The sequence below is a fragment of the Coleofasciculus sp. D1-CHI-01 genome (assembly GCF_040218875.1).
Taxonomy (GTDB): Bacteria; Cyanobacteriota; Cyanobacteriia; order Cyanobacteriales; family Coleofasciculaceae; genus Coleofasciculus.
On record NZ_JAVJQP010000159.1, the window covers coordinates 1 to 10,165 of the forward strand.

Genomic DNA, 10,165 nt, shown 5'->3' on the forward strand with positions numbered 1-10,165 from the left:
ACAGTGGAGGGAATTAATCAAAAAATTAAGCTAATTAAAAGAAGAGGTTATGGGTTAAATAATTTTGATAATTTTAGAAGAAGGGTTCTGCTTAATTGGTATTTTGGCTAGTAATTTATCATAGTTAGTCTGAAAGAGCCACTAAACTTTAGACAAAAAATCGTAAACCCGTCTGGAATGGGGCGATGGTAGATTACTTTTACCCGACCTACCTTGGGCAGGTTGATATCGGCAATGTCCTGCCAATCAACCTAAACGGGAGTAGTTCACCCGATTTAGGATTGTTCGAGTAAATGAATCTGTTCCCACCAACGACTCAGGGGATAATAAACTACAGGTGCCCACAAACTACTGAGAATCGCGGAGGATAGGGCAATACGCTGGTGATCTGTCCAAATTTCTGCTAGAGTGCGATCGCCCAGAAAACTGTACTGAATCGCCGTCACCGTCTCAGCGACAACCGCCATACCAAATACAATTAATGCAACTGAAATAAAATCTTCCTGAATATATCGCTGCTTCTGCATTCGAGCTGTTAAAATTCCCACTAACACTAGACTCAGGACATGAGTGGGTTCAGGGGCAGTTATCCCATCTTGAATCAAACCCAGTGTTAACCCTGCGATCGCCCCCTGAAAAGCGGTGCGTTTGATACTCCAGGCAACCACCCAAATTAACAACCAATTCGGGGCAATTCCTAGCAATTCCATCCCCGGTAACCGAGTAGGTAAAGCCATCACACATACAAGCACAGAACCCGCCGTTACCATCCAATTGAGCAGTTGACGAACTTGGGGGGAAAACTGGGAAAGGTTGAAAATGTTATTCAAGGGTTTCTTCTGTGCTATCCTCAATGAGTTTTGCCTTTTTTTGACCTCCATTTCACCGCCCAAGTATCACATCTAGGTTTTTGTTGATTGGTAATCCGGCTAAATTTCCAAGTATAAAAACTTACTCAAAAATTCCCAAAATTCCCAAAAATCGATTATACCCCTGAGAGATGGGGAATTTATGGTATCCGTTTTTGCACCCTGGTTACTCTATTCGGGATCAACCGTCCTTGATTGGGGATAAACAATCACCCACTCCAAGGCATCTAAAGGCGCTGTTAACTCAATGACAGCTTCGGGGGCTGGACTTTTATCCAAGTTGACTGACTCCACCCGTCCTAACGGTAATCCAGCCGGAAACAGTTTACTCACGGGTGAAGTGGAAACCGCATCTCCCCGACGGACATCGGGTACTTTGTCAAAAAACTGCAACACCGCCCGATTTGAACCTTGTCCTCGAATAAACCCCATGCTACGGCTACGGCTAATCACCGCCCCGACTCGGCTAGTCGCGTCGCTGATTAGCAGTACGCGACTTGTATTCGGCGTCACATTGACAATCTGACCCACTAAACCGCCAGGTGCCATAACAATTGAATGCACCTGTATCCCATCTCGACTCCCTCGACCCAAAGTTACATGTTGCCACCAGTGACCCGCACTACGCCCGATAATGGGAGCAAGAATTCCTTGCTGGTCTTGGGTTTTAGAATAATTCAGCAGTTCTTTGAGTTTTTGGTTTTGGCTCTCGAATTCAATCAGACGCTGTTGGAGTTCCAAAACTTTGGCATTGGTCAAACGCTCCTGTTGGGTTGGTTCTGATTGTAAGGGACGGGTCAACAACTGATAAGCCTCAAAGAGAGCTGCACCCTGAGTTTGGCGAACGAACCAAGCAAGGCTTAGAGTTAGTCCCCCCAGCACAACAGCGACTCCATGTTTGTCCCACCAACGACGCAATATATACATAACCTGTCCAGTATTCGTTCAGCTTCCGGCTGATGCCATCGAGTTGCAATAATGCAGTTGACTTCTCATGCAGCTTGTGAACCAACCATCTCAAGACTGCTCTCTAAGACATCATCAGCTTAGATATGGCGAGAGCGCCCACTAAATACCCGTTCTAGCTGTTTGAAGTTCTCCAGAACACGACCTGTGCCTAAAACCACACAGCTTAGGGGATCAGCCGCTACATGAGTCACAATACCTGTTTCGTGACTAATCAACGTATCTAGTCCTTTTAGTAAGGCACCACCACCCGCTAACATGATGCCTCGATCAATAATATCGGCAGCGAGTTCAGGTGGTGTCCGCTCTAAAGTCCGTTTTACCGCATCAACGATGACTGAAAGCGGTTCGGACATACTTTCGCGAATTTCGGGTCCCTTGATACTCACAGTTCGCGGTAAACCAGACAGCAAGTGTAAGCCGCGTACTTCCATGGAGAAATCATCGTCCTCATGAGTCGGGTAGGCTGAACCAATCTGAATTTTAATTTCTTCAGCCGTTCGCTCCCCAATCACCAGGTTATGGACTTTTTTCATGTACTGGGTGATCGATTCACTCAGTTCATCACCAGCGACCCGTACCGATTCGCTCAAAACGGTACCTTGTAAACTGAGTACCGCGACTTCTGTCGTCCCACCACCGATATCGATAATCATATTACCCGTTGGCTCTGCCACTGGCAGCCCCGCACCGATAGCAGCAGCAACAGGTTCATCAATCAGGTACACATCTCTGGCACCGGCTTGAGATGCAGCTTCCATAACTGCCCGCCGTTCCACCCCGGTTACACCACTGGGAATGCCAATGACAATCCGAGGTTGAACTAAAGTCCGCCCTTCGTGAACTCGCCGGATAAAATGCTTGAGCATGAGTTCGGCGGTATCGAAGTCAGCAATCACACCATCGCGTAAAGGACGCAGGGCGACCACGTTACCTGGAGTTCTGCCCAGCATTTTTTTGGCGTCCTCTCCCACCGCTAGTGGCACTTTTTCATCTTGGTCCATGGCGACGACAGAAGGCTCCTGGAGTACGATGCCTTTGCCAGATACATATACTAAAGTATTAGCTGTACCTAAATCGATACCCATGTCCCGGGATAGGGAAAAGCGACTGAAAATACCCACTTGTTTATAAGCCCCCAAGGTCGAATGTTTATATGTATAACAAACAATGTATCTGAACTGTAACCGAGGTGGATTCTATTACGTTTTTTTGGCTGAGTCTAGTGAAGTTGATAAAGTCATCGCTATTAATCTTTGAAAACGAAGCTGAAAGTATCATTCAGACGACAAAATTGCTGATCCGGAGAAAGTCAAGGTCACAAGCGAGCGTGAATCACGGCAATTGGCGTGCCTCCAGTAGGGCTTGAGGGATTGTGGACAACTGTATAAATTCGCTAAACTAATTAGCAATCAGTACAAGGGTACTAAAAAAATGAGTCTCAATGTAGTTAATTTAGTTGGTCGGGTGGGCGCAGACCCAGATGTCAGGTATTTCGAGTCGGGCAGTGTTTTGTGTAAGTTAACACTGGCGGTGGATCGTCGCAGCCGCAACAGTGATAAGCCTGACTGGTTCAATCTAGAGATTTGGGGGAAGACAGCGGAAGTGGCGGCAAACTACGTGCGGAAGGGAAGTTTGATTGGGATTCAAGGAGCACTGAAGATTGATCCGTTAACAACGCGGGATGGTCACAATTACCACAAGCCCGTTATTAGAGTGGATCGAATGGATTTATTAGGCTCTAAACGCGATAATGATCCCAGCACCGTTGATCGCTACGGCGAGACAGAGTTCTAAAGGTTAGTAGCTAATTTGCAGGGTGACAGATGCCTGTACCTCTTGCTCACCACCAATAACTGGTGTCGGAGCATTTGGGGCAAAGGACTCCGCCCTGCTCATCAGCGGCATGGGTGGAGACGGTGGTGTGGCACCATTAATTTGAATGGTAACGATATCTTGACGGGTGAGGTTCAAGGCATTTAACACGGCATCGGCTTGCTGTTGGGCATCCTGGGTGGCTTCTCGTAGTGCTTGTTTTTGAGCCGTGGCGATCGCACTTTCTGGGGCGGTAAAGCTAATCGAGTTGATGCGGGTTGCACCAGCAGCCACAGCATCATCCAAAAGCCTTCCCGCCTGTTCTGTGGGAAGGCGGAAGCTGACGGTGTTACTGGCAGAATACCCGATCAGGCGTCGCTGATTGTCCTCGTAGCTATAGACAGGGTTGAGTTGGATACTGGTGGTTTGGAGTTGTTGGACATTACGCGATCGCAGCAACTCCACCACCGCCGCCGACTGACGTGCCACCTCTTGTTGCACCTGTTGCGCTGTTTTTCCTTGTACCTCAACCCCTAACTGCACCCGTGTCAGGGTGGTGGGAATTCGTTCTACGCCTTGTCCGGTTACCGTGAGCGTTCGTAACAATCGCTCCTGTGCGATCGCGGGATTGATGCATCCGAGCATCACTAAACCCAAAACCCCAGCCATCACCTGTAACTTTTTTTGGCTCAGGAAACGGGAGCTAGATAAACCGACAGACATCATCGCATTGAGTCTCCAAATTATAGATTAAGCTTTCACTTTGACACCATAGAGCATTATCATTTCTTGGGTTACAGTTTTCGTAACCCTGTGGTTTGATATGGACCAACAGATAACGTTCTCTCCCCCAGCTTCCAGACGTAGCATGCTACGTCTCTACATGCTCCCCCAGCTCCCTGTTCCCTGTTCCCTGTAGAATGGAATCCATGCTTTTTTCTCAACCTGTAGCTGATGCAACTACCTGGGTGAGTTCCCTAACTCCCCCCTTTAGCTTCCCCTGGCTATCTGCCCACCACTCCCTGATCGCCGCAGCCAGTGAAGCCACCACCAGCGAAGCCGAAAAGAGTTCATTGATCTTCGCTGGCGTATTGCTGAGTTTAGTGGTCATTTACTTCGCTAGCAAATTGGGTGGCGAACTTTGTGCGCGGATTAACTTGCCACCGGTACTGGGGGAACTCGTTGGTGGGGTAGTTGTAGGCGTCTCAGCGCTGCATCTACTTGTTTTTCCCGAAGCGGGAGCAGATGCGGCTAGCTCAATGATTGTCAGCTTCCTGGAACGTACAGCGGGCTTAAATCCAATGGCGGCTGAGTCGGTGTTTGACACTCAGAGTGAAGTAATCTCGGTTTTAGCCGAACTGGGGGTGGTAATTCTCCTATTTGAAATTGGACTGGAATCGGATTTGCAAGAACTGATCCGAGTCGGTCCACAAGCGGCTGTTGTTGCCATTGTTGGGGTGATTGCCCCCTTTGCCGCCGGAACCGCTGGGTTAACCTATTTGTTCAACGTTCCAGCCGTGCCAGCCATTTTTGCGGGGGCGGCGCTAACCGCTACCAGTATTGGGATTACCGCCAAAGTCTTAGCCGAAATCGGCAGTCTCAGTTCTAAAGAAGGTCAAATTATCATTGGTGCAGCGGTTTTAGACGACGTGTTAGGCATCATCGTGCTAGCGGTGGTGGCGAGTTTAGCCAAAACCGGGGAAATCGCGATCGCGAATGTTATTTATCTAATCATCAGTGCAGGTGTCTTTTTAGTGGGTGCGATTTTAGTGGGACGCCTTCTGGGTCCCTACTTTGTCGCCCTGGTGGATGAAATGAAAACACGGGGACAGGTATTACTCACCGCCCTGATTTTTGCCGCGATTCTGTCTTATATTGCCGCAGCGATTCAACTTGAAGCCATTTTAGGCGCATTTGCTGCTGGCTTAATTCTGGCAGAAACCGATAAACGCCGGGAATTAGAGGAACAGGTGTTACCTGTAGCTGATGTCCTTACCCCGATTTTCTTTGTGGTGGTGGGTGCCAAAACCGATTTAAGTGTCCTTAATCCAGCGGTTCCCAGTAATCGGGAAGGGTTGATTTTGGCACTGTTCCTGATCGTGGTGGCGATTATCGGTAAGGTAGTCACAGGCTTTACGGTCTTTGGTCAACCGGGTATTAATCGTTTGGCAATTGGTGTGGGGATGATTCCCCGAGGCGAAGTGGGACTGGTTTTTGCTGGAGTTGGTTCAGCCAGTGGGGCGCTTTCTAATGCAACTGAGGCGGCGATTATTATGATGGTGATTTTAACCACATTTATCGCTCCCCCCTTATTGCGATTAGTCTTAAAAGAACCCGAAACTGTCCCCGGATCAGAGTCCGTAGAAACTCTGTCAGAGTCTAAACCCGAATGACTTAATCATCCCCAGTTCTCCTCTGTACAAGCAGGGGAAGCAGGGGAAGCAGGGGGAGCAGGGGGAGCAGGGGAAGCAGGGGAAGCAGGGGAAGCAGGGGAAGCAGGGGAAGCAGGGGAAGCAGGGGGAGCAGTTGGGATTGTTCATCCGAAAAGGGACTATACTATTTTTTTTGAAACTTAAATTCGTGACTCTACGTCCCTGAAAGCTGACTGTCTATAACAGCTAATTAACTCAACTTGGGTGAGTCACATTGGCTTAAGCCAAGGTTGAAACCAAAGCGAGCAGTTGGACTTCGGGATATAGGGTGAACCCGCTCAACCTGACTGAGTTCGGTTTTGAACTCAGCAACTGCCTTAATTGAAACGCCACCCACCCAAATGCTGTATGCAGCACCGAGCTTTAAGTTAGGAGCAATAATTGTGAGATTTCGCTGGCTACTGCTACTCTCCAGCTTTTTGAGTGTTTTTCTCTATACATCCGCCGCCGAAGCGCGTCAACTGCTGTTTTGGCGGTTTGACCGCGCTCAAAACCAGTTGGTCTTTACGACGGATGAGGGAGTTCAGCCGAGGGCGCAACTAATTGCGAATCCGACTCGGCTGGTTATTGATTTGCCTGGAACTCGACTGGGACGCCCGACGGTGAATCAGCGTGTGGGCGGTGCGATTCAAGAAATCCGAGTCGGACAATTTGAAAACCAAACCACTCGGATTGTGGTGGAATTAGCCCCAGGTTATACCCTCGACCCCCAACAGGTACAATTTAGAGGACTCTCGCCGACACAGTGGACGGTGAATATCCCTGATCCACAACGGATATCAAGTTTACCCAGTTCGCCTCCCCCAGTCCGAACCGTTAACCCTGAGCGAAGTCGAAGGGTTCCCGATCGCCAATCTCCCCAACCGAGTTCACCCCCAACGGTGACGGTGGAAACATCGGCGACACAAGTGGATAGTTTCCAGGTGACTCGGAATGGATTTTTTATCTATACCGATGGGGGAAAACCGGATCAGATTAAGGTACAGCGGAGTCGCGATCGCCGTCAGATTGAGATTGAGGTAGAGGGTTTAAACCTCTCCCGCCGTCTGGTTGAGCAAACGTTGAACGTTAATCGCTACGGCGTTAGCCAAATCCAATTTCAAAACGTTAAAGATTCACCCCCCTTGACTCGGATCACCTTAAATGTTGACCGAGATAGTCCCGATTGGCAGGCATTATACAGCGATGTCGGCGGGTTGGTGATTATCCCCAGAGGAACCTCAGCATCCAGTTTAGAGAATCGCTCTAATGCTTCGGGTAATGTGTTAGTCTCTTATCCTTCGCGATCGCAAACCTCGAATCGACGAGTCAGCATTAATCAACAAGCAACAATTCAGTCGGTTGAACTGGGAAATAATCAGACTCAACTATTGATTGAAACCGATCGCAGTGTCCAAGCCACCAGTCGCTGGGATGCGAATGAGAAGGCGTACCGGATTACAATCGCTAATGCTCAATTAGCTGATCAGGTTAAAGGACCTCAACTGACTGCCAATAGTCCTCTATCACGGGTATTACTGCGCCAGCAAGACTCTAACACCGTGGTGATTTTGGTGCAGCCGAGTCCAGGAACTCAGATTGGTAGCCTTAATCAAATTAGCGATCGGCTATTGGCGCTACCGATACAACAAAGACGCGCTACATTACCGCCCCGTGAATCAATTCCAGTACCGCCGCCAAGCCCTTCCCCCACATCCCCAACCTCATTTCCCACGGTTCCCAATAGTCGAATTGTAGTGATGGTTGATCCGGGACATGGCGGGAAAGATCCCGGCGCTGTTGGCATTGGCGGATTACGGGAAAAGGATGTTATTTTACCCATTGCCCAGGAAGTGGCAGCATTATTAGAAAAGCAGGGCGTACAAGCCGTATTAACCCGCAATAGCGATTATTTCGTTGATTTAGCTCCCCGTGTAACCATGGCGGAGCGAGTCAATGCTAATCTATTTGTCAGCATTCATGCGAATGCCATTAGTCTCAGCCGCCCGGATGTGAATGGATTGGAAACCTATTATTTCGCCAGTGGGCAACGACTTGCCCAGACGATTCACAATAACATTTTACAGACGGTTCCGGTGCAGAATCGGGGGGTTCGACGCGCCCGGTTTTATGTGCTAAGAAAAACCTCAATGCCAGCGGTTTTGGTGGAAGTGGGTTTTGTCACCGGTCGAGATGATGCGGTAAAACTCAATGATCCAAATCACCGTAGCCAAACGGCACAGGCGATCGCTCGTGGTATCCTTCAGTACATTCAGCAGAATTTTTAACACGAGTGTTATCGGGGTTCTCAATAGTCCCCTTTACCAAGTGGGAAAATTCTTTGACGAATGACATAAGACGAATGACATAAGACGACGAATGACAAATGACCCGATTTTGAACTTTAGGGGAGAAGCACAACACCGTCGGATTGGCGTATTCGACAGTGGTGTTGGTGGACTTACCGTTCTCAGGGAACTCTACCGCCAACTTCCCCATGAATCGATTCTTTACTTTGCCGATACCGCACGCCTTCCTTATGGTACCCGTTCGCCTAGGGAAATCATCCAGTTTGGTCGGGAGATTCTCACTTGGATGGTTGAGCAAGAGGTAAAAATGGTGGTTCTGGCGTGTAACACCAGTGACGCCTTAGCCCTAGACAGCTTACGGCGTGAGTTTCAACTACCGATTCTGGGATTGATTTTGCCCGGATCTCGTGCCGCCGTTCAAGTAGGGCGTCGGATTGGCGTGATTGCGACCCCCGCGACGGCGGCGAGTAATGCCTATCGACGCGCTTTGTTAGAAGTGGAACCCACGGTTCAGGTTTGGCAAGTCGGCTGTCCAGAGTTTGTCCCTTTAGTTGAGCAAAATCGTTTATACGAGCCCTATACCTCGGAAATCGCGTCCCAGTATCTGACGCCATTACTCCAGCAGCGAATTGATACGTTGATTTATGGGTGTACCCATTATCCGTTGTTAGCGCCTGTATTGCGACAAATTTTACCCGCGTCTGTACAATTGATTGATCCGGCTGAACATCTGGTGGCGGCGGCGGCGCAAGAACTGGATTTAATGGGATTAAAAAATAGTTCACCACCGCTACCGACGCGATTTTGTGTCAGTGGTTGTCCGCAGCAGTTTGCTAAGTTATCGGTACAGTGGTTGGGGTGTACTCCAGTTGTGGAAAAAACCTATTTACCAGACGTATCGCCTGTATCTATGTCTGTAGAAGCGGTGGATTAGAATTGTAGGGGCACACCGATGTGCATTGGTGTCAACTTAAGCTAAACCCCCTTAAGTTGACACTAATGACCGATGTGCACCCGGTTTAACCCTGAGCGAAGTCGAAGGGTTAAACGTCAAATCTATTCCACCATTTTAGCTAGGTCAAAAGAAGGTATAAGTTCATTGTAGGGGCGGGTTTAGCCGTTTAATTGAATTATCTAGGAATAAGTTCCCAACAAAACCCGCCCTTGATCAACAAAGGAGGTTACTTCTCGACAATCTGCAACGAAAAGGGTTCTATCATTAACCGTTAACCCAGGACGGGTTTTGTTTATAGGTTATTGGTAAACGCCAAAATTAAATTCCTAAACCCGCCCCTACAAGTGAATGATTATTTATAAAATTGCTGTTGAATATCTGCAACGAAAAGGATTCTATCATTAACACTTAATCCAGGGCGGGTTTTGTTGATATAGCAATCCTAAATAGGTTGTGGCAATTTTCAGTTTTTTATCTAATTATGCTAACCAGACGATTCCCGCATTTGAAGTAATTTTACCGCCGTTAAAGTTAGTAAGAAGTTCTTTGCCTTTCTTTTTTCCAAACTTGAGGGGGAGATGTTTTATTGGTGATAACTTAGTAATCATTACCCGGAAGATTTAACTTTTATTATCACTCAATTATGTCAGATTTCAAGACTTTTTTGTTTCTTGGGCTTGAGATTTATTTTATTTCAAGGTCTAAGAATCGTTAGCGTATAATTTACGCTAGTCGGCTTTTAAATAAGTTTCTATTGTAAAAATATCCGTCTTAATTTATCTTTTCTGGCTTGTTAAGGAGGACTCGGATTTAGAGTATTGAAGGAACAACACACTGTTA

Annotated in this window: 9 protein-coding genes; 5 read left to right on the forward strand and 4 right to left on the reverse strand. The window is 47.9% G+C overall.

The window, feature by feature from the left end:
• Positions 1-111 (forward strand): transposase (locus tag RIB93_RS27925; protein ID WP_446373407.1); only part of this gene is annotated, 111 nt, incomplete at its 5' end.
• 164 nt (positions 112-275) lie between these two features.
• Here RIB93_RS27925 and mreD read toward each other — a convergent pair.
• The 3 genes from mreD to RIB93_RS27940 form a co-directional block, all read right to left on the reverse strand.
• On the reverse strand, positions 276-881 hold the full coding sequence (gene mreD, locus RIB93_RS27930) for a rod shape-determining protein MreD (RefSeq protein ID WP_446377810.1): 606 nt from the start codon (positions 879-881) through the stop codon (positions 276-278).
• Positions 882-1,040: 159 nt separating this feature from the next.
• Positions 1,041-1,796, reverse strand: a complete 756-nt coding sequence (mreC, locus tag RIB93_RS27935; RefSeq protein ID WP_446377812.1) for a rod shape-determining protein MreC — start codon at positions 1,794-1,796, stop codon at positions 1,041-1,043.
• A 119-nt stretch (positions 1,797-1,915) separates the two neighbouring features.
• A complete protein-coding gene (locus RIB93_RS27940; RefSeq protein WP_044208646.1) occupies positions 1,916-2,923 on the reverse strand; it encodes a rod shape-determining protein in 1,008 nt (335 codons plus the stop codon).
• 346 nt (positions 2,924-3,269) lie between these two features.
• Between RIB93_RS27940 and RIB93_RS27945 the strand changes: the two genes are divergently transcribed.
• Positions 3,270-3,632 (forward strand): single-stranded DNA-binding protein, encoded by a 363-nt coding sequence (locus tag RIB93_RS27945; RefSeq protein ID WP_446377814.1) that lies wholly within the window; start codon positions 3,270-3,272, stop codon positions 3,630-3,632.
• Positions 3,633-3,635: 3 nt separating this feature from the next.
• Here the strand turns inward: RIB93_RS27945 and RIB93_RS27950 are convergent, their stop codons facing one another.
• Positions 3,636-4,376, reverse strand: coding sequence for an SIMPL domain-containing protein (locus RIB93_RS27950; RefSeq protein ID WP_446377816.1), 741 nt, complete (start codon positions 4,374-4,376; stop codon positions 3,636-3,638).
• A 203-nt stretch (positions 4,377-4,579) separates the two neighbouring features.
• On the opposite strand from RIB93_RS27950, the gene RIB93_RS27955 reads away from it, so the two are divergent.
• From RIB93_RS27955 to murI, 3 genes are all read left to right on the forward strand, one after another.
• Complete coding sequence (locus RIB93_RS27955; RefSeq protein WP_446377818.1) at positions 4,580-6,043, forward strand: cation:proton antiporter; 1,464 nt, start codon at positions 4,580-4,582, stop codon at positions 6,041-6,043.
• Positions 6,044-6,423: 380 nt separating this feature from the next.
• A complete protein-coding gene (locus RIB93_RS27960; protein WP_446377822.1) occupies positions 6,424-8,349 on the forward strand; it encodes an N-acetylmuramoyl-L-alanine amidase in 1,926 nt (641 codons plus the stop codon).
• Positions 8,350-8,440: 91 nt separating this feature from the next.
• Complete coding sequence (gene murI / locus RIB93_RS27965) at positions 8,441-9,304, forward strand: glutamate racemase (RefSeq protein ID WP_446377820.1); 864 nt, start codon at positions 8,441-8,443, stop codon at positions 9,302-9,304.
• The last annotated feature ends 861 nt before the right edge of the window (positions 9,305-10,165 follow it).